Source organism: Burkholderia sp. BCC1999 (genome assembly GCF_905339975.1).
In the GTDB taxonomy this organism is placed as follows: domain Bacteria; phylum Pseudomonadota; class Gammaproteobacteria; order Burkholderiales; family Burkholderiaceae; genus Burkholderia.
In genome coordinates this window covers 1-18,616 of the sequence record NZ_CAJPHP010000031.1, presented here as the reverse complement: position 1 = coordinate 18,616, position 18,616 = coordinate 1, and the positions used below count along the sequence as shown (strand labels likewise).

Sequence of the window (18,616 nt, the reverse complement as noted above, 5' to 3'; positions counted from 1 at the left end):
CGGGATGGTGCCCGCCGGCGTCGATCCGGCCGCGTTCGACGCGTTCGACATGCAGGCGCTCGACGCCAGCACGTTCGACGCGGCCATCGACGGCGCGGGCGACGCGCTCGCGGTGGTGTTCTTCTGGGGCATCGACTGCTTCAACTGCGAGATCGCGAAGAAGGCGATGCTCGCCCAGTCGGACGCCATCCGCGCACTGGACCTGAAGTGGTTCCATTGCAACGTGTACGAACACCATCAGCTGGGGCGCCGCTTCGGGCTGCACGGCGTGCCGACGTGGTTCTTCTTCCACCGCGGCAAGCGGCTGGGCCGCGCGACGGGCTGGCATGGCCTCGCGCAGTTCCAGGCGGCCGTGTCGGCGGCGCGGGCGAAGGTCGCGGCGGCGGTGGCCGGTGATTCGGCAGGCAGCGATCCGCTAGCCGGCGGCGATTGAAAAAATTTAATATCCGCATCGCTTGTCGGGTCTTGAAAACGGACCGGACGGACGCATTTCGGGAACAGAGTTGAATTCTGGCGTGCGAAACCGCCCAAAAACGCGGGGTTTCGTGCAGCAAACAGGCATTTCTGGAGATTAGGAAAAAATGGGAAAGATCATCGGTATTGACCTCGGCACCACGAACTCGTGCGTCGCCATCATGGAAGGCAACCAGGTCAAGGTCATCGAGAACTCGGAAGGCACGCGCACCACGCCGTCGATCATCGCCTACATGGACGACAACGAAGTGCTCGTCGGCGCGCCGGCCAAGCGTCAGTCGGTGACCAACCCGAAGAACACGCTGTTCGCGGTGAAGCGCCTGATCGGCCGCCGCTTCGAAGAGAAGGAAGTCCAGAAGGACATCGGCCTGATGCCTTACAGCATCGTCAAGGCCGACAACGGCGATGCATGGGTCGAAGCGCACGGCGAAAAACTCGCACCGCCGCAGGTTTCGGCGGAAGTGCTGCGCAAGATGAAGAAGACGGCCGAAGACTACCTCGGCGAGCCGGTCACGGAAGCCGTGATCACGGTGCCGGCGTACTTCAACGACAGCCAGCGCCAGGCGACCAAGGACGCCGGCCGCATCGCGGGCCTCGAAGTCAAGCGGATCATCAACGAGCCGACGGCAGCCGCGCTCGCGTTCGGCCTCGACAAGGCCGAGAAGGGCGACCGCAAGATCGCCGTGTATGACCTCGGCGGCGGTACGTTCGACGTGTCGATCATCGAGATCGCAGACGTCGACGGCGAAATGCAGTTCGAAGTGCTGTCGACCAACGGCGACACGTTCCTCGGCGGCGAAGACTTCGACCAGCGCATCATCGATTACATCATCGGCGAGTTCAAGAAAGAGCAGGGCGTCGACCTGTCGAAGGACGTGCTCGCGCTGCAGCGCCTGAAGGAAGCCGCTGAAAAGGCGAAGATCGAGCTGTCGTCGAGCCAGCAGACCGAAATCAACCTGCCGTACATCACGGCAGACGCGTCGGGCCCGAAGCACTTGAACCTGAAGATCACCCGCGCGAAGCTGGAAGCGCTGGTGGAAGACCTCGTCGAGCGCACGATCGAACCGTGCCGCATCGCGATCAAGGACGCAGGCGTCAAGGTGTCGGACATCGACGACGTGATCCTGGTCGGCGGCCAGACGCGCATGCCGAAGGTGCTGGAAAAGGTGAAGGAGTTCTTCGGCAAGGATCCGCGCCGTGACGTGAACCCGGACGAAGCCGTCGCAGTCGGCGCGGCGATCCAGGGCCAGGTCCTGTCGGGCGACCGCAAGGACGTGCTGCTGCTCGACGTGACCCCGCTGTCGCTCGGTATCGAGACGCTCGGCGGTGTGATGACGAAGATGATCAGCAAGAACACGACGATCCCGACGAAGCACGCCCAGGTGTACTCGACGGCCGACGACAACCAGGGTGCCGTGACGATCAAGGTGTTCCAGGGCGAACGCGAAATGGCAGCGGGCAACAAGCTGCTCGGCGAGTTCAACCTCGAAGGCATCCCGCCCGCACCGCGCGGCGTGCCGCAGATCGAAGTGAGCTTCGACATCGACGCGAACGGCATCCTGCACGTCGGCGCGAAGGACAAGGCGACCGGCAAGGAAAACCGGATCACGATCAAGGCCAACTCGGGTCTGTCCGAGGCTGAAATCGACCAGATGATCAAGGACGCGGAAGCGAACGCAGCGGAAGACCACAAGCTGCGCGAGCTGGCCGATTCGCGCAACCAGGGCGACGCACTCGTCCACAGCACGAAGAAGGCGCTCACCGAGTACGGCGACAAGCTGGACGCGGGCGAGAAGGAAGCGATCGAAGCGTCGCTGAAGTCGCTCGAGGAAGTGCTGAAGGACACGTCGGCCGACAAGGCTGCGATCGACGCGAAGGTCGAGGAACTCGGCAAGGTGTCGCAGAAGCTCGGCGAAAAGATGTACGCCGACATGCAGGCCCAGCAGGCAGGTGCAGCCGGCGCGGCCGGTGCAGCTGAAGGCGCGGCGCAGGCAGGTGGCGCGCAGCAGGCCGCCGACGACGTCGTCGACGCCGAGTTCAAGGAAGTGAAGAAGGACTAAGCCGGGTTGCAATGGCACCGCACGCCGCGCGTGGAAACGCGCGCGGCGCGACTGACCAGCGGCTGAAAAGCGGTCTGTCTTTCCTTCCGGATGGCCGGATCGACTCCACGCCTGGCGGGCTTCGCGGCCCTCCGGGCACATTTGTTTTTTGGCGGGTGCTGCGCGAGCCGTCCGCGGACGGCGCAGCGCCAGACGAGTCGAGAGACTTTACTGCAGGCGAAAGGAGCCGCCGCGTGCGCGATGCGTGGCGGCACAGTGAATCGATATGGCGAAACGGGATTACTACGAGGTTCTGGGCGTCGCGAAGAATGCGGGCGACGACGAAATCAAGAAGGCATATCGCAAGCTTGCGATGAAGTATCACCCTGACCGCAATCCGGACAGCAAGGATGCGGAAGAGCATTTCAAAGAGGTGAAGGAAGCCTATGAAATGCTGTCGGATGGCCAGAAGCGGGCCGCGTACGACCAGTACGGCCACGCGGGCGTCGATCCGAACATGGGCGGTGCGGGTGCACAGGGTTTCGGCGGCTTCGCGGATGCGTTCGGCGACATCTTCGGCGACATCTTCGGCCAGGCCGCGGGCGGCGCCGCACGCGGTGGCCGTGGCGGCCCGCAGGTGTATCGCGGTGCCGACCTGCGCTACAGCATGGAAATCACGCTCGAGCAGGCCGCGCACGGCTACGACACGCAGATTCGCGTGCCGAGCTGGGTGTCGTGCGAGGTCTGCCACGGGTCGGGCGCGAAGCCCGGCACGAAGCCGGAAACCTGCCCGACCTGTCATGGCCAGGGCACGGTGCGCATGTCGCAGGGCTTCTTCAGCATCCAGCAGACCTGCCCGAAGTGCCACGGCACGGGCACCTATATCCCGGAGCCGTGCGTGCATTGCCACGGGTCGGGCAAGGTGAAGGAAACCAAGACGCTCGAAGTGAAGATCCCGGCCGGGATCGACGACGGGATGCGGATCCGCTCGGCCGGCAACGGCGAGCCGGGCATCAACGGTGGGCCGCCGGGCGACCTGTACGTCGAGATTCACATCAAGCCGCACTCGGTGTTCGAGCGCGACGGCGACGATCTCCACTGCCAGATGCCGATCCCGTTCACGACCGCCGCGCTCGGCGGCGAGATCGAGGTGCCGACGCTGGCCGGCCGTGCGTCGTTCCCGGTGCCGGAAGGCACGCAGTCGGGCAAGACGTTCCGCCTGCGCAGCAAGGGCATCAAGGGGCTGCGTTCGAGCATCGCGGGCGATCTGTACGTGCACGTGCAGGTCGAGACGCCCGTGAAGCTGACCGACAACCAGCGCGACCTGCTCAAGCAGTTCGAGAAGTCGCTGGCCGAGGGCGGTGCGCGTCACAGCCCGCAGAGCAAGAGCTGGTTCGACCGTGTGAAGAGTTTCTTCGAGTAAAGCATGACTGAAGGCAACGAGAGCGCGTCGTTCGCGCTCTTGGACGATTGCGACTCGACCGCGTCCGCGCGGTCGAGTCGTTTGTATTCGGGATTCGTGCGCGAACGCGTGTGCACGGATCCGGCGCGGCTCGACGAAATCGATGCGGCGGTCGCACAGGACCTGCGCGACGGGCTGCATGCGGTCGTCGTCGGCGATTACGAATTCGGACGCAACCTGCAACGAGCGCAGCCGGGCCATGCCCCGCTGCGCTTTTTGCTGTATGCGCATTGCGAGCGCCTGTCGCGCGACGAAGTCGACGCATGGCTCGCGCAGCGCGACGGCGATGGCGCGCCGTCGATCGCGGGCGTCGCGCATGTCGCGAAGAGCGTGTCGCGAGATGCGTTCGACGCGGCGATCGGCGCGGTGCACGATGCACTGCGCGCGGGCGATTCGTATCAGGTCAACTACACGTACCGGTTGAATTTCGACGTATTCGGCACGCCGCTCGCGCTGTACCGGCGGCTGCGCGCGCGCCAGCCCGTGCGGTACGGCGCGCTGATCGCGCTGCCCGGCGGCGCGTGGGTCGTGTCGTGCTCGCCCGAGCTGTTCGTCGAGAAGCACGGCGACGTGCTGCGCGCGCGGCCGATGAAGGGCACCGCGCCGCGTTCGGCCGATCCGCGCGACGATGCGGCGGCTGCCGCGTTCCTCGCGAACGATCCGAAGAACCGCGCCGAAAACGTGATGATCGTCGACCTGCTGCGCAACGACGTGTCGCGGATCGCGCGCACGGGCACCGTCAAGGTGCCGGCGCTGTTCTCCGTCGAACCGTATGCGTCGGTGTGGCAGATGACGTCGACGGTCGAGGCCGGCTGGCGCGACGGCACGACGTTCGCGCAGATGCTGCGCGCGCTGTTTCCGTGCGGGTCGATCACGGGCGCGCCGAAGTACAAGACGATGCAGTTGATCGACACGATCGAATCGACGCCGCGCGGCCTTTATACGGGCGCAATCGGCTGGCTCGACGCGCCTGGCGACCACGCGGCCGGTTGCGGCGATTTCTGCCTGTCGGTTGCGATCCGTACGCTGACGCTCGACGGGGCTGACGCCGATGTCGACACATCCGGTTCGGCAACGCGGCACCACGGCACGATGGGTGTCGGCGCGGGTATCGTGCTCGACAGCGTCGCGGCCGACGAATATGCGGAGTGCGAATTGAAAGCGCGATTCCTGACGGATGCCGATCCCGGCTTCCAGTTGTTCGAAACGACCGCGGCCACGCGTGCGGACGGCATCCGGCATCTCGAGCGCCATCTCGCGCGGCTGCAGCGCAGCGCGGACGCGTTCGGCTTCCGCTTCGACGTCGATGCGTTGCGCGGCGAGATCGATGCGCGCTGCGCGGCGCTCGACGGCGACGATGCTTACCGGATGAAGCTCGCGCTCGCGAAGGACGGCACGATCGAGATCATCGCGGCGCCGCTCAAGCCGTTGCCGGCGGGGCCCGTCGGCGTGATGCTGGCGTCCGCGCACGGTTTCGCGCCGACCCGCGCGAGCGACGCGCTGCTGCTGCACAAGACCACGCGCCGCGCCGAATATGACCGCGCGTGGCAGGCAGCCGAGGCGCTCGGCGGTTTCGACATGCTGTTCGTCAACGAACGCGGCGAGGTGACGGAAGGCGGGCGCTCGAACCTGTTCGTGAAGCTCGACGGCCAGTGGGTGACGCCGCCGCTGGCGTCCGGCGTGCTGCCGGGCGTGATGCGCGGCGTGCTGCTCGATGACCGTGCGTTCGGTGCGGTGGAGCGCGTCGTGACCCAGGACGATCTTGCACGCGCGCAAGGGCTGCTGCTGACCAATGCATTGCGCGGTGCGCTCGACGCGGTTTTGAGATGACGATGTGACGGAGCCGGCACGGCGCTCGCGCCGGCATCCGGACTTTCAGCGCACAAACAAAAAAGCGCGGCGCCCCGCAAAGGGCGCCGCGCTTTTTTATCCTGCCCTCTGCTTCAGAATGAGTGCTCCGGACCGGGGAACGACCGGTCCTTCACCGCGCTCACGTAAGATTCGACGGCCGCCTGAATATTCGGCTGGCCCTGCATGAAATCCTTCACGAAACGCGGCCGCTTGCCGGGGAACACCCCGAGCATGTCGTGCAGCACGAGCACCTGCCCCGAGCAGTCGACGCCCGCGCCGATGCCGATCGTCGGAATCTTCAGCATGTGCGTGACTTCGGACGCGACGAGCGTCGGCACCGCTTCGAGCACGACGAGCTGCGCGCCTGCATCCTCGATCGCGCGTGCGTCGCGCAGCAGCTGCGCGGCGCCGGCTTCGGTCTTGCCCTGGACCTTGAAGCCGCCGAACGCATGCACCGATTGCGGCGTGAGGCCGACGTGCGCGCACACGGGCACCGAGCGTTCGACGAGGAAGCGGATCGTATCGGCCAGCCATTCGCCGCCTTCGAGCTTGACCATCTGCGCGCCCGCGCGCATCAGCTTGACCGAGTTCGCGAATGCCTCGGCCGGCGTGCCGTACGTACCGAACGGCAGATCGGCGACGACGAGCGCACGCGGCTGCGCGCGTGCGACACAGGCCGTGTGATACGCGATGTCGTCGAGCGACACGGGCAGCGTGGTCGTGTGGCCCTGCAGCACGTTGCCGAGCGAATCGCCGATCAGCAGCACGTCGGTGCCCGCGCGATCGAGCAGCGCGGAGAAGCTCGCGTCGTAGCAGGTGAGCATCGCGATCTTCTCGCCGGCGTCGCGCATTGCCTGCAGCTTCGGTACCGTCACGGCAGGTCGGCTCGATTCCTGGAGATAGGTCATGGGAAATCCGGGTCGATGGGTGAAGAACGACAGGCGGGACGCGTCAGCGCGTCGTCTCGCCCTTGACGAAGAATTCCTTGCGGCCGCGCATCGTCTCGATGCGCTCGACCAGCAGGGCGAGATCTTCGGGGGAATCCAGCGGGTTCAGATGTTCCGCGGCGACCGTCAGCACCGGCGTGCGGTCGTAGTGGTAGAAGAATTCGTTGTACGCGTCGACGAGCGAGCGCAGGTACGCATCGCTGATCTGCAGCTCCATCGGCAGCCCGCGCTTCTGGATGCGCGAGAACAGCACTTCGGGGCTCGCCTGCAGATAGACGACGAGGTCGGGCGACGGCGCCTGCGGCACGTCGACGTGTGTCGCGACCGAGCGATACAGCTGCCATTCGTCTTCCGGCAGGTTCAGCCGCGCGAAGATGTCGTTCTTCTGCGGCATGAAATCGGCGATGACGGGGCGGCCCGTTTCGAGCGCGCCGATCAGCTCGCGCGCCTGCTGCGCGCGCTGCAGCGCGAACGACAGCTGCGCGGGCAGCGCGTAGCGCGCGGTGTCGCGGTAAAAGCGTTCGAGGAACGGATTGTCCTGCGGGCGTTCGAGCAGCGTCTGCATCGACCAGCGCTCGGCGAGCAGGCGCGCGAGCGTCGTCTTGCCGACGCCGATCGGGCCTTCAATGACGAGGTAGCGGTGCGGGGCGCGCAGGTCGGGCGCGGTGACGGTCAGCGGAGTCGAGTTCATCGGCAGCGGGTCTTGTCGGCGTCTTCGCCGGCGGCGAGCGCCTTCTGCATCAGGCACTGGCAGGTTTGCACCTTCTCGACGCGCTGGTCTGCCACGGCGGCGAGGAAGGCGTCGGCACGACCGCGCGCGGGGATGTCGAGCGCCGGGTCGATCTCGACGAGCGGCACAAGCGCGAACGCACGGTCGGTGAGGCGCGGGTGCGGGACGATCAGGTCGGGTTCGTCGATCGAATCGGTGCCGAACAGCAGGATGTCGAGGTCGAGCGTGCGCGGCGCATTGCGATACGGGCGCTCGCGCCCGAAGTGATGTTCGATCTTCTGGCAAAGCGCGAGCAGCTCGCGCGCCGACAGCGTCGTGTCGAGCTTGACGACGCAGTTGTAGTAGTCGTCGCCGCCCGCTTCGAAGGGCGCCGTGCGATACAGGCTCGATTTGCCGAGGATCGAGATGGTGCGCTGCTGCGCGAGGCACACCACCGCGTCCTTCAGGGTCTGGCGCGCATCGCCGAGATTCGCCCCCAGTCCGATATATGCAACCGTCATGGCATCACTTCCTACGTCGTTCGCCGGCGAGCGCGTCAGTCGTCGGACCCGCCCGAGGTATCCGGTGCCTGCTCGGCGGCACCTTCACCCGGATTGCGGTTTCGCGCACCGCCGCGGCGGCGCCGCTTGCGGGGCGATTTTTCCTTTGAGCCGCCCTGCGTGAGCAATGCCTCGCGAGCAGCCGCGTCGCCTTCGATGAAATCCGTCCACCACTGTCCGACTTCCGCATCGAGCTCGCCGGATTCGCAGCGTAACAGGAGGAAATCATACCCCGCTCTAAACCTTTGGTGTTCCAGCAGCCGCATCGCGCTGCGGCCCGAGCGTTTCTCGAGGCGCAGCTGCAAGCCCCAGATCTCGCGCATGTCGGCCGAATAACGCTTGTGGATCGCCAGTTTCTCGGTCTGCATGTCGAGCACGTCGTCCATCGCGCGATGGAGCGCCGGCACCGGAATTTCGCCTTCGGCCGTGTATTGCTCGAAGCGCTGGCGCATGTCGTGCCACAGCAGCGTCGCGAACAGGAAGCCCGGCGACACCGGCTTGCCGGCCCGTACGCGTGCGTCGGTGTTGTTCAGCGCGAGCGTGATGAACTTCTCGCCCTGCGGCTGTTCGAGCACGACGTCGAGGAGCGGCAGCAGCCCGTGGTGCAGGCCCTCCTTGCGCAGCCGCGTCAGGCACGCGAGCGCGTGGCCCGACAGCAGCAGCTTCAGCATTTCGTCGAACAGGCGCGCGGCCGGCACGTTGTTGATCAGGTCGGCGAGCGCGTTGATCGGCTCGCGCGTATGCGGCTCGATCTCGAAACCGAGCTTCGCCGCGAAACGCACGACGCGCAGCATCCGCACCGGATCCTCGCGGAAGCGCGTGGCCGGATCGCCGATCATCCGCAACAGGCGGGCGCGCATGTCGGCCATCCCGTCGTGGTAGTCGAGCACCGTCTGCGTCGACGGGTCGTAGTACATCGCGTTGATCGTGAAGTCGCGGCGCGCGGCATCTTCATGCTGCTCGCCCCACACGTTGTCGCGCAGCACGCGGCCGCTCGCGTCGACCGCGTGCGTGCGGCGATCGAGTTCGTCGCGCTTCAGGCGCTTCGGCGGCTCGGCGGCGGCTGCCTCGGGCGGCGCATCGACCAGCGCGCGGAACGTCGACACCTCGATCAGTTCCTGGCCGAACTGCACGTGGACGATCTGGAAGCGGCGACCGATCAGGCGCGCACGGCGGAACAGGCGCTGGACTTCGGTCGGCGTCGCGTCGGTCGCGACGTCGAAGTCCTTCGGTGCGATGCCGAGCAGCAGGTCGCGTACCGCGCCGCCGACGATGAATGCACGAAAACCCGCCTGCTGCAGCGTGTCGGTCACGCGCACGGCGTTCTTCGAGATCAGCGCCGGATTGATGCCGTGCACGCTGGCCGGCACGACGGTCGGCTCATGGTTGCTGCGCGGCTTTTTCGCGCCACCGCCGCGAGTGCCCTTCGGCGCGCGCGGGGCAGCAGGGGCCGCTTCGTCGGCCGGGGCCGCTGCGGGTGACGTTTGCTCGGTTTCGTCCTGGCCGAGCAGCTTGCGGATGAATTTTTTGATCACGACGTTCAGAAGAGATCGAGGATACGCCAGCCGCGGGTGCTTGCATGCGCACGCAGCGTGTCGTCAGGGTTGGTCGCGATCGGGTCGGTGACTTTCTCGAGCAGCGGGATGTCGTTGTGCGAGTCGCTGTAGAAATAGCTGTGCGCGAAGTCGTCCCAGTGCTTGCCGAGCGACGCGAGCCACGCTTCCGTCCGCACGATCTTACCTTCGCGGTAGCTCGGCGTGCCGGTCGGCCGGCCCGTGTACGGTGAGTCGGGATGTCCGTCGGTCGTCTCGACCTCGCACGCGATCAGCGTATCGACGCCGAACGCGGTCGCGATCGGGCGCGTGATGAATTCGTTGGTCGCCGTCACGACGCAGCACAGGTCGCCCGCATCGAGGTGCTTGCGCACGAGTTCGAGCGCAGCGGGCGTCATCGCGGGCCGGATCACCTCGTGCATGTACTGCTCGTGCCATTCGGCGAGCTGCGCGCGCGAGTACTTCGCGAGCGGCGTGAGCATCGCCGTCAGGTACGCGTGGATGTCGAGCTTGCCGGCCTTGTAGTCGGCGAAGAACTGATCGTTCTGGCGCGAGAAGCTTTCCGCGTCGACGATGCCGAGCTTCACCATGAAGCGACCCCATTCGTGGTCGCTATCGGTCGGGATCAGCGTGTGATCGAGGTCAAAGAGTGCCAGATTAGTCATGGGAGCGCATTTTACTCGAAGCGGTTCGGGCCCGTGCCCGATGGTGTGATGTCGTCACCCGGACGCGCGAGCATCCGGCGCAGCAGCGGCAGCGTGACCGCGCGTTTTTGCTCGAGCGAGAAGCGGTCGAGCGCGTCGAGCAGCGCCATCAGGCTCGGCATGTCGCGGCGGAAATGGGTCAGCAGGTAGGCGGCGATGTCGTCGGTGAGCGCGATCCCGCGCTCCTTCGCGGCGAGCTTGAGCACCGCGATCTTGCCGGCGTCGGACGGCGGCGACAGGTGGAACACGAGCCCCCAGCCGAGGCGCGTGCGGAGATCCTCGCGCACGTCGAGCGCGAGCGGCGCCGCGGGGCCCGCCGCGACGAATGCGCTCGACGGGTGCGCGCGCACTTCGTTGAACAGGTTGAACAGCGCGACCTGCTGCGTGTCGCTCATCCGGTCGCAGTCGTCGATCGCGTAGATGCCGATGCGCGGGTCGAACGTGAACGCGCCGAGCGGGCTTTGCGGTGTGAGATAGCGCGCATAGCCGTACGACGCGTCGCTCACGAGCGCCTGCAGCAGGTGGGTGCGGCCGCTGCCGGGCTCGCCCCAGATGTAGAACGACCGGTCCGGCACGGGGCCCGCCGCGAGCGCGAGGTCGAGCTTCTGCAGGCGCGAGATGAGCTCGTCGTTCTCCTCGTTCATGATGAAGTTGTCGAACGTGGCGGGCGGCGGCGTGCCGAGATCGAGCGTCAGTTGACGGGACACAACAGTCACAATGCGGGTCGGTTGAAAATACGCGCGCCGTACGCCGGGCACGCGCCGGGGGCTGCGGATCCGTGGGCTTCACGCGCGGCCGCACGCACGGCGCCGCGCGGGTTTCGGCGCGGTTTGCTCGGCGTTGAAAACGGGGACGTGTTGACCAAGATGCAATCCCTGACGATTCGGTGCTGGGAATTCCGGCCAACGGGCCGGCTTCGGGTAAAATCGCATTTTACCGACCTTCTCGCATTCCCCCATGAATCCTCCGAAATCCGCTCCTGACGCTCAGGGTCTGTCCTATCGCGACGCAGGTGTCGACATCGACGCGGGCGACGCGCTCATCGACAAGATCAAGCCTTTTGCGAAGAAAACCCTGCGCGACGGCGTGCTCGGCGGCATCGGCGGGTTCGGCGCGCTGTTCGAAGTGCCGAAGAAGTACAAGGAGCCCGTGCTCGTGTCGGGCACCGACGGCGTGGGCACCAAGCTCAAGCTGGCGTTTCATCTGAACAAACACGACACGGTCGGCCAGGATCTGGTCGCGATGAGCGTGAACGACATCCTCGTGCAGGGCGCCGAGCCGCTGTTCTTCCTCGACTACTTCGCGTGCGGCAAGCTCGACGTCGACACGGCCGCCACGGTCGTCAAGGGCATCGCGCAGGGTTGCGAACTGTCGGGCTGCGCGCTGATCGGCGGTGAAACGGCTGAAATGCCGGGCATGTACCCGGACGGCGAATACGACCTGGCCGGCTTCGCGGTCGGTGCGGTCGAGAAGAGCAAGATCATCGACGGCAGCACGATCGCCGAAGGCGACGTGGTGCTGGGCATCGCATCGAGCGGCATCCACTCGAACGGTTTCTCGCTCGTGCGCAAGATCATCGAGCGCGCGAACCCCGACCTGTCGGCCGATTTCCATGGCCGCTCGCTCGCCGACACGCTGATGGCGCCGACCCGCATCTACGTGAAGCCGCTGCTCGCGCTGATGCAGAAGCTGTCGGTGAAGGGCATGGCGCACATCACGGGCGGCGGTCTCGTCGAGAACATCCCGCGCGTGCTGCGCGAAGGCCTCACCGCCGAGCTCGACCAGAACGCATGGCCGCTGCCGCCGCTGTTCAAGTGGCTGCAGGAGCACGGCGGCGTCGCCGATGCGGAAATGCACCGCGTGTTCAACTGCGGCATCGGCATGGCCGTGATCGTCTCGGCGGCCGATGCCGACGCAGCGATCGCCGACCTGACCGCCGCCGGCGAACAGGTGTGGAAGATCGGCACCGTGCGTGCGACCCGCGAAGGCGAGGCGCAGACGGTCGTGGTCTGACCGCCGCAGCAGCAGATGCAGCAATGAAAGCCGCCCGGAGTCGATCCGGGCGGCTTTTTTTTCGGGCACCGCGTGGCATGCGGACGCGCGACGATGAAGGAGGGACGACGATGACCGAAGACGAACATGCGATCCGCACGCTCGTGGAAAACTGGTTCGTGTCGAGCCGGCGTGGCGATCTGGCCACCGTGCTCGACCTGATCGCCGACGACGCGATCTTCATGGTGGCCGGCAAGCCGCCGTTCGACAAGGCGGCGTTCGCGGCTGCGTCGCGCGACGCGAACGTGGGCGCCGAGCACGCGCCGAAGGTCGACGGCCGCTACCGGATCGACGAACTGCGCGTGATCGGCGACTGGGCGTACATGCGCAATTTCATCGAAATCGAGGCGACGCCGCCGGGCGGCGACACGATCCGTCGTTCGGGCCATACGCTGACGATCTTCCGCAAGACCGACGGCCGCTGGCAGCTCGTGCGCGACGCGAATCTCGTGACGCTCGTGCACTGAGCGCGGTGGCGCGGGCGCCGTCGCCCTGCTCGCAGATGCTCATGCCGACTGCCGCGCGCCAGCCGGACGCGCGCCGGCCAGCAACGGTGGCACGAGCAGGTAGAGCAGGGCAGCCATGGCCCACACGAGCCCGGGCCATGTCGCGCGCGTCGCCGCATAGGTTGCGGTGACGACCAGCGGCCCCGCGACACCGATCAGGCTGGCCACGCTCGCGAGCGTGCCCTGCAGTTCGCCCTGGCGCGCATCGTCGACCTGCCGCGCGAGCATCGCCTGCAACGCCGGGAGCGTCATGCCGCCGGCCGCGAACAGCGGCAGCAGTGCAAACGGCACCCATGCGGCGGTCGCGAACGCGATCACCGCGAGCCCGAGCGCGTCGCCCGCGAGGCCCAGCGCGAGCGCACGCCGCTCGCCGAGCCGCGCGATCAGCGGGCCGATCGCGAACGCCTGCGCAAGCGCGTGGCACGCGCCGTAGCCGGCGAGCGACAGCCCCGCGACCGGCGTCGACCAGCCGAAATGTTCCTGGCCGTACAGGATCCACAGCGTCGCGGGCGCCTGCGAGACGAGCGCCACGATCACGTAGATGCCGATCAGCGGCACGAGCGCAGGCGCGCCGCGCAGCCGGCGCAGGCTCGCGAACGGATTGAGCGCGCCGACCGTCCGGCCTTCGCGGGCCGAGCGCGGCCGCGATTCCGGCAGCACGCGCCATACGAGCAGGAGATTCAGCGCATTGAGCAGCGCGGCCGCGACGAACGGCGCGCGCACGTGCAGCGCGCCGAGCAACCCGCCGATCAGCGGGCCGGCGATGAAGCCGATACCCATCATTGCGCCGAGCTGGCCGAAGCGCCGGGCGCGGTCGGGTTCGGCCGTCACGTCGGTCACATAGGCGGTCGCGACCGCGACGTTTGCGCCGGTGATGCCCGCGACCAGCCGCCCGACGTAAAGCCACGCGAGGGTTGGCGCAAGCGCCATCAGCAGGTAGTCGAGCGCGGCGCCCGCGAGCGACGCGAGCAGCACGGGGCGGCGGCCGAAGCGGTCGCTCAGCGCGCCGAGCAGCGGCGCGCACAGGAACTGCGCAAACGCGTACAGCGCGAGCAGGATCCCGTAATGGGCGTCGATGCTGCCCGCGCCGGCGAGCGAGCGCAGCAGCCCGGGCAGGATCGGCATCACGATCCCGACGCCGATCGCGTCGAGCAGGACCGTGGCCAGGATGGCAATCAGGGATGGATTCAAGAGGTGACTCTATCAGTGATAGAGTGACGATTATTCCATAGTTTCCCTATCGGTGATAGAGATGAAGGACACAGGGGCGCGACTGACGCGCGACACGGTATTGCGCGCGGCGCTCGACCTGCTGGATGAAGTGGGGATCGATGGACTGTCGACGCGGCGGCTCGCCGAGCGGCTCGGCGTGCAGTCGCCGACGCTGTACTGGCATTTCAGGAACAAGGCCGAGCTGCTCGATGCGATGGCCGAGGCGATCATGCTCGAGCGCCACGATGCATCGCTACCGCGATCGGGCGACGTGTGGGATGTGTGGCTGGCAGAGAATGCGCGCAGTTTCCGTCGCGCGCTGCTGGCTTATCGCGACGGCGCGCGCCTGCATGCCGGGACGCGGCCGCGCGCGCTGCATTTCAGTTCGATCGAGCGCAAGGTCGCGCTGCTGGGTGAAGCGGGCTTCACGCCGGACGAAGCGGTCGACGTGATGGTTGCGATAGGCCGCTTCGTGGTCGGCTGGGTGCTGGAGGAGCAGGCGGAACCGGACGCCGATGCCGACGCTTCGCTGCCGGATGCGGCCGAGTATCCGCTGCTCGCGAAGGGCTGGGCCGCGCTGCGCGAGCGCAGCGGCGACGACGCGTTCGAGCATGGCATCGCGTGGATCGTCGACGGCGCGCGTGCACGTCTTGCGGCGCGTCACGCGGGCTGACGCGGTCAGCCTTCCGGCGTGCTGCCGTCGAGCGCGCGTTCGAGCGCGTCGAGCGCGCGGGCCGTCGAGTCTGGCGCGATGCAGTCGACGACGATCCGCTCGGGCATGGCGCGCAGCCACGTGATCTGGCGCTTGCACAGCTGGCGCGTCGCGAAGATGCCCTTGTCACGCATCGTCCGGTAATCGGTGTCGCCGTCGAGGAATTCCCACGCCTGCCGGTAGCCGACGCAGCGCATCGACGGCAGGTCGGGATGGAGATCCTCGCGGCGGCGCAGCCGTTCGACTTCGTCGATGAAGCCCGCATCGAGCATCGCGTCGAAGCGCTGCGCGATCCGTGCGTGCAGCACCGCGCGATCCGACGGTTCGAGCGCGACCGGCACGAAGCGGAACGCCGCGGCCGCATCGTCGGTGCGGCGCGGTGCGGCGAGCAGCACCGACATCGGCTGCCCGCTCAGCATGAAGATCTCGAGCGCACGCTGGATCCGCTGCGAATCGTTCGGTGCGAGCCGCGCGGCCGTGTCGGGATCGACCTGCGCGAGCCGCGCATGCAGCGCGGGCCAGCCGTCGCGCTCGGCTTCGGCATCGAGCGTCGCGCGCACGTCCGGATCGGCGCCGGGCAGGTCGTTGAGCCCCTGCGTCAGCGCCTTGTAGTACAGCATCGTGCCGCCTGCGAGCAATGGCGTGCGGCCGCGCGCGATGATCTCGCCGATCAGGCGCAGCGTGTCCGTGCGGAATTCCGCGGCCGAATACGCGTCGGCCGGGTCGATGATGTCGATCAGGTGGTGCGGCACGCTCGCACGCTCTTCGCGCGACGGTTTCGCGGTGCCGATATCCATGTCGCGGTAGACGAGCGCCGAATCGACGCTGACGATTTCGATCGGGCGGCGCGCGGCGAGCGCCAGTGCCGCGGCCGTCTTGCCTGAAGCAGTGGGGCCGAGCAGGCAGGCGATCGTCGTCGGAGAGGACTGCGGTGAAGCGCTCATTGGCCACGCATGAACAGGCGGTCGAGATCGTTCAGCGTGAGCTGATACCAGGTCGGCCGACCGTGATTGCACTGGTCGGCGCGCTCGGTCGCCTCCATCTGGCGTAGCAGCGCGTTCATCTCGTCGAGCGTCAGGCGCCGGTTCGCGCGCACCGCGTGATGGCACGCGAGCGTGCCGAGCAGTTCGTGCTGGCGCTCGGTGAGCACGCGCGAGCCGCCGAACGCGTGCAGGTCGGCGAGCACCGCGCGCGCGAGCGACTGCAGGTCGGCATCCTTCAGCAGCGCCGGCACCGCGCGGATCGCGAGCGTCGTCGGCGACAGCACCGCGAGGTCGAAGCCGAGCGACTCGAGCGTGTCGCGTTCCTCCTCGACCGTACCGATCTCGACCGGCGTGGCCGTCATCGAGATCGGCAGCAGTAGCGCCTGCACGGCCACCGTGCGGTCGGCGAGCGCGTTCTTGAACTGTTCGTAGAGGATCCGTTCGTGCGCCGCGTGCATGTCGACGATCACGAGGCCGTACGCGTTTTGCGCGAGCACGTAGATGCCGTGGATCTGGCCGAGCGCGAAGCCGAGCGGCTGCTCGTCGTGCGTGGTGGCCGCGATCGGCGATGCGGTGAAGGCCGGAAAGGGCGCGACGGGTGCGCCGGCCGAACCGCTTGCGATGGTCGTCGTGCCGTCCGGCGTGCCGGCACCCGCATCCTTGCGGCCGAACATGGCGTCGTAGAGCGCGAGCGGCTGCGCGACGGGCAGCGTGCCCTGCGTCATCCGTGCCTGGCGCATCCAGGTGTTGCCTGACGATGAGGACGACGGCGACGAGAAGCCGCTACCACCGATGCCGGCGCTGCCGCCGGTCGCGTGGCCCTGGCTCTGCCCGAGCGGCGTGTCGAGGAACGACGACGGCCCGCGCGGCGTGGGTTCGATATGCGCGGCGTGGCCGCCCGCCGTGGTTTCCGGCGACGCGCCCGCGTGGCGCGCAAGCGCGCGCTGGACCGCGTGGAACACGTACTGGTGGATCGAGCGCGAATCGCGGAAGCGTACCTCGATCTTCGACGGATGCACGTTCACGTCGACGGCTTCGGGCGGCAGGTCGAGGAACAGCACGTACGACGGGTAGCGGTCGCCGTGCAGCACGTCCTCGTAGGCCGCGCGCACCGCGTGCGTCAGCAGCTTGTCGCGCACGAAGCGGCCGTTGACGAAGAAATACTGCTGGTCGGCGCGCCCGCGGCTTGCGGTCGGCAGCCCGGCGCAGCCGTAGACGGCCAGCGGGCCGGCCTGTTCGTCGAGCGGCAGGTGCGCGGTCGCGAAGCTGTCGCCGAGGATCTTCGCGACACGCTGTGCGGGCTCGGTCGCGTTCCAGTGCTCGACGGCCTTGCCGTTGTGCAGCACCGAGATCGCGACGTCCGGCCGCGCCAGCGCCGCGCGGCGGATCATTTCCAGGCAGTGGCCGAATTCGGTCTGCTCGCTTTTCAGGAACTTGCGCCGTGCGGGCGTGTTGAAGTACAGCTCGCGCACCTCGATCGTCGTGCCGGTCGAGCCGGCGGCGGGCGACAGCACGCCCGTCTGCGCGTCGATCTTCATCGCGTGCGCGGCATCGGCCGTGCGGCTCGTGATCGACATTTCGGCGACCGACGCGATCGACGCGAGCGCTTCGCCGCGGAACCCGAGCGTCGCGACGGCTTCGAGCTCCTCGAGCGAGCGGATCTTGCTGGTCGCATGGCGCATCAGCGCGAGCGCCAGCTCGTCGGGCGGAATCCCGCAGCCGTCGTCGGTGATCGAGATGCGCTTCACGCCGCCTTCTTCCAGCACGATGCGCAGCGACGTCGCGCCGGCGTCCATCGCGTTCTCGAGCAGCTCCTTGACGACCGACGCCGGGCGTTCGACGACCTCGCCGGCGGCGATCTGGCTGATCAGCTGGTCGGGCAGGGGCTGGATCGCGCGCAGCGGGCGCGGAGCAGGGGCGGGCGCGGCGCCCGCGGCCGTTTCGGTGATTTCGGACATGGCCGAATTATAGCGAGGCCGCGCAGGTGTGCCGGGGCGGCGAACCGTTACGTTTTTTCACGGAGCCTTAAGGTAGTTTCGGTATCATGACTCCGTTGCGCGCGCCGCCTTGGCTGGCGGGCGCCTCCGCCATTTCTGGCCTTTTCCGGCCGTTCCGGCCCTATCGCCTTCGAGGAATCGCATTTGGATACGCTGCTTCATTTCGTCAACCTTGTCCTGCATATCGACGCCTTCCTCGGCGACTTCATCCGGCAGTACGGCGCGTGGGTCTATCTTGTGCTGTTCCTGATCGTGTTCTGCGAGACGGGGCTCGTCGTGTTCCCGTTCCTGCCGGGTGATTCGCTGCTGTTCATCGGCGGCGCGTTCGCGGCGACGGGCGAAATGAACGTCGGCGCGCTGATCGTACTGCTGCTCGTCGCGGCGATCTCCGGCAATACCGTGAACTACCTGATCGGCCGCTGGGTCGGCCCGAAGGTGTTCAATACGCATATCCCGGTGCTCGAGCGTTTCCTCGACCGCGCCGCGCTGCAGAAGACTCACTCGTTCTACGACAAGCACGGCGGCAAGACGATCGTGCTCGCGCGCTTCATCCCGGTCGTGCGCACGTTCGCGCCGTTCGTCGCGGGCGCGTCGACGATGAGTGCCGCGCGCTTCCAGCTCTTCAACGTGATCGGTGCGCTGGTCTGGGTGCTGCTGCTCGTGCTGCTCGGCTATTTCTTCGGCAATATCCCGTTCATCCGCCAGTACCTGAACGTGATCGTGCTGGTCGGGATCGGTGCGGCGATCGTGCCGGTCGCGCTCGGCGCGGTGTGGAAGCTGGTGCGGGGGAAGCAGTCGGATAATGTGCAGAAGACGGGCGGGCGCTGAGCGCGCGCGTTTCTCTTCCTGTTCGCT

The 18,616-nt window shown here is 67.3% G+C and carries 17 protein-coding genes; 8 read left to right on the top strand and 9 right to left on the bottom strand.

Going from position 1 to position 18,616, the window contains the following annotated elements; genetic code table 11:
* The first annotated feature begins 4 nt into the window (after positions 1-4).
* The 4 genes from U5809_RS31435 to pabB all read left to right on the top strand — a co-directional run bounded on the left by U5809_RS31435 (position 5) and on the right by pabB (position 5,805).
* Positions 5-433: a thioredoxin family protein gene (locus U5809_RS31435; protein ID WP_322089388.1), complete on the top strand. Its 429-nt coding sequence runs from the start codon at positions 5-7 to the stop codon at positions 431-433.
* A gap of 148 nt (positions 434-581) precedes the next feature.
* Positions 582-2,534, top strand: a complete 1,953-nt coding sequence (gene dnaK / locus U5809_RS31430) for a molecular chaperone DnaK (RefSeq protein ID WP_322089387.1) — start codon at positions 582-584, stop codon at positions 2,532-2,534.
* A gap of 265 nt (positions 2,535-2,799) precedes the next feature.
* A complete protein-coding gene (gene dnaJ, locus U5809_RS31425; protein WP_322089386.1) occupies positions 2,800-3,936 on the top strand; it encodes a molecular chaperone DnaJ in 1,137 nt (378 codons plus the stop codon).
* A 3-nt stretch (positions 3,937-3,939) separates the two neighbouring features.
* Complete coding sequence (pabB, locus tag U5809_RS31420; RefSeq protein ID WP_322089385.1) at positions 3,940-5,805, top strand: aminodeoxychorismate synthase component I; 1,866 nt, start codon at positions 3,940-3,942, stop codon at positions 5,803-5,805.
* Positions 5,806-5,918: 113 nt separating this feature from the next.
* Here the strand turns inward: pabB and panB are convergent, their stop codons facing one another.
* The 6 genes from panB to hda are packed head-to-tail and all read right to left on the bottom strand — an operon-like array spanning position 5,919 to position 11,006.
* The gene (panB, locus tag U5809_RS31415) at positions 5,919-6,734 is read right to left on the bottom strand and encodes a 3-methyl-2-oxobutanoate hydroxymethyltransferase (protein ID WP_322089384.1); all 816 of its coding nucleotides are present in this window, start codon (positions 6,732-6,734) and stop codon (positions 5,919-5,921) included.
* 43 nt (positions 6,735-6,777) lie between these two features.
* Positions 6,778-7,464 (bottom strand): deoxynucleoside kinase, encoded by a 687-nt coding sequence (locus U5809_RS31410; RefSeq protein ID WP_282506748.1) that lies wholly within the window; start codon positions 7,462-7,464, stop codon positions 6,778-6,780.
* Positions 7,461-8,003 carry a 2-amino-4-hydroxy-6-hydroxymethyldihydropteridine diphosphokinase gene (gene folK / locus U5809_RS31405; protein ID WP_322089383.1) on the bottom strand — a complete coding sequence of 181 codons (543 nt, stop codon included), beginning with the start codon at positions 8,001-8,003 and terminating at the stop codon, positions 7,461-7,463. The genes U5809_RS31410 and folK overlap by 4 nt, the downstream gene beginning before the upstream one ends.
* Positions 8,004-8,038: 35 nt before the next feature.
* A complete protein-coding gene (gene pcnB, locus U5809_RS31400; protein ID WP_322089382.1) occupies positions 8,039-9,577 on the bottom strand; it encodes a polynucleotide adenylyltransferase PcnB in 1,539 nt (512 codons plus the stop codon).
* Between the two features lie 5 nt (positions 9,578-9,582).
* Positions 9,583-10,260: an HAD family hydrolase gene (locus tag U5809_RS31395; RefSeq protein ID WP_034182802.1), complete on the bottom strand. Its 678-nt coding sequence runs from the start codon at positions 10,258-10,260 to the stop codon at positions 9,583-9,585.
* A gap of 11 nt (positions 10,261-10,271) precedes the next feature.
* Entirely contained in the window at positions 10,272-11,006 is a 735-nt protein-coding gene (hda, locus tag U5809_RS31390; RefSeq protein ID WP_322089381.1) for a DnaA regulatory inactivator Hda, read from the bottom strand.
* 250 nt (positions 11,007-11,256) lie between these two features.
* Between hda and purM the strand changes: the two genes are divergently transcribed.
* Together purM and U5809_RS31380 are read left to right on the top strand one after the other, a co-directional pair.
* Positions 11,257-12,312 (top strand): phosphoribosylformylglycinamidine cyclo-ligase, encoded by a 1,056-nt coding sequence (purM, locus tag U5809_RS31385; RefSeq protein ID WP_322089380.1) that lies wholly within the window; start codon positions 11,257-11,259, stop codon positions 12,310-12,312.
* Positions 12,313-12,422: 110 nt separating this feature from the next.
* A complete protein-coding gene (locus tag U5809_RS31380; protein ID WP_176050557.1) occupies positions 12,423-12,818 on the top strand; it encodes a YybH family protein in 396 nt (131 codons plus the stop codon).
* A 39-nt stretch (positions 12,819-12,857) separates the two neighbouring features.
* Here the strand turns inward: U5809_RS31380 and tet are convergent, their stop codons facing one another.
* Positions 12,858-14,048 carry a Tet(A)/Tet(B)/Tet(C) family tetracycline efflux MFS transporter gene (tet, locus tag U5809_RS31375; protein WP_322089379.1) on the bottom strand — a complete coding sequence of 397 codons (1,191 nt, stop codon included), beginning with the start codon at positions 14,046-14,048 and terminating at the stop codon, positions 12,858-12,860.
* Between the two features lie 61 nt (positions 14,049-14,109).
* Here tet and tetR point away from each other — a divergent pair, with 61 nt between their 5' ends.
* Complete coding sequence (tetR, locus tag U5809_RS31370) at positions 14,110-14,742, top strand: tetracycline resistance transcriptional repressor TetR (protein ID WP_322089378.1); 633 nt, start codon at positions 14,110-14,112, stop codon at positions 14,740-14,742.
* Positions 14,743-14,747: 5 nt separating this feature from the next.
* Here the strand turns inward: tetR and miaA are convergent, their stop codons facing one another.
* Entirely contained in the window at positions 14,748-15,725 is a 978-nt protein-coding gene (gene miaA, locus U5809_RS31365) for a tRNA (adenosine(37)-N6)-dimethylallyltransferase MiaA (RefSeq protein ID WP_322089377.1), read from the bottom strand.
* Positions 15,722-17,722 (bottom strand): DNA mismatch repair endonuclease MutL, encoded by a 2,001-nt coding sequence (mutL, locus tag U5809_RS31360; protein ID WP_322089376.1) that lies wholly within the window; start codon positions 17,720-17,722, stop codon positions 15,722-15,724. Before mutL ends, miaA begins: the two co-directional genes overlap by 4 nt.
* A gap of 183 nt (positions 17,723-17,905) precedes the next feature.
* Between mutL and U5809_RS31355 the strand changes: the two genes are divergently transcribed.
* Positions 17,906-18,589 carry a DedA family protein gene (locus tag U5809_RS31355; RefSeq protein ID WP_322089375.1) on the top strand — a complete coding sequence of 228 codons (684 nt, stop codon included), beginning with the start codon at positions 17,906-17,908 and terminating at the stop codon, positions 18,587-18,589.
* The last annotated feature ends 27 nt before the right edge of the window (positions 18,590-18,616 follow it).

What these genes read in the sequence shown, in the direction of transcription:
- folK (WP_322089383.1), bottom strand. Translation starts at nt 8,003, where the DNA reads ATGACGGTTGCATATATCGGACTGGGGGCGAATCTCGGCGATGCGCGC.
- mutL (WP_322089376.1), bottom strand. Translation starts at nt 17,722, where the DNA reads ATGTCCGAAATCACCGAAACGGCCGCGGGCGCCGCGCCCGCCCCTGCT.
- U5809_RS31410 (WP_282506748.1), bottom strand. Translation starts at nt 7,464, where the DNA reads ATGAACTCGACTCCGCTGACCGTCACCGCGCCCGACCTGCGCGCCCCG.
- tetR (WP_322089378.1), top strand. Translation starts at nt 14,110, where the DNA reads ATGAAGGACACAGGGGCGCGACTGACGCGCGACACGGTATTGCGCGCG.
- dnaJ (WP_322089386.1), top strand. Translation starts at nt 2,800, where the DNA reads ATGGCGAAACGGGATTACTACGAGGTTCTGGGCGTCGCGAAGAATGCG.
- U5809_RS31395 (WP_034182802.1), bottom strand. Translation starts at nt 10,260, where the DNA reads ATGACTAATCTGGCACTCTTTGACCTCGATCACACGCTGATCCCGACC.
- panB (WP_322089384.1), bottom strand. Translation starts at nt 6,734, where the DNA reads ATGACCTATCTCCAGGAATCGAGCCGACCTGCCGTGACGGTACCGAAG.
- U5809_RS31380 (WP_176050557.1), top strand. Translation starts at nt 12,423, where the DNA reads ATGACCGAAGACGAACATGCGATCCGCACGCTCGTGGAAAACTGGTTC.
- miaA (WP_322089377.1), bottom strand. Translation starts at nt 15,725, where the DNA reads ATGAGCGCTTCACCGCAGTCCTCTCCGACGACGATCGCCTGCCTGCTC.
- purM (WP_322089380.1), top strand. Translation starts at nt 11,257, where the DNA reads ATGAATCCTCCGAAATCCGCTCCTGACGCTCAGGGTCTGTCCTATCGC.
- U5809_RS31435 (WP_322089388.1), top strand. Translation starts at nt 5, where the DNA reads ATGGTGCCCGCCGGCGTCGATCCGGCCGCGTTCGACGCGTTCGACATG.
- dnaK (WP_322089387.1), top strand. Translation starts at nt 582, where the DNA reads ATGGGAAAGATCATCGGTATTGACCTCGGCACCACGAACTCGTGCGTC.
- pabB (WP_322089385.1), top strand. Translation starts at nt 3,940, where the DNA reads ATGACTGAAGGCAACGAGAGCGCGTCGTTCGCGCTCTTGGACGATTGC.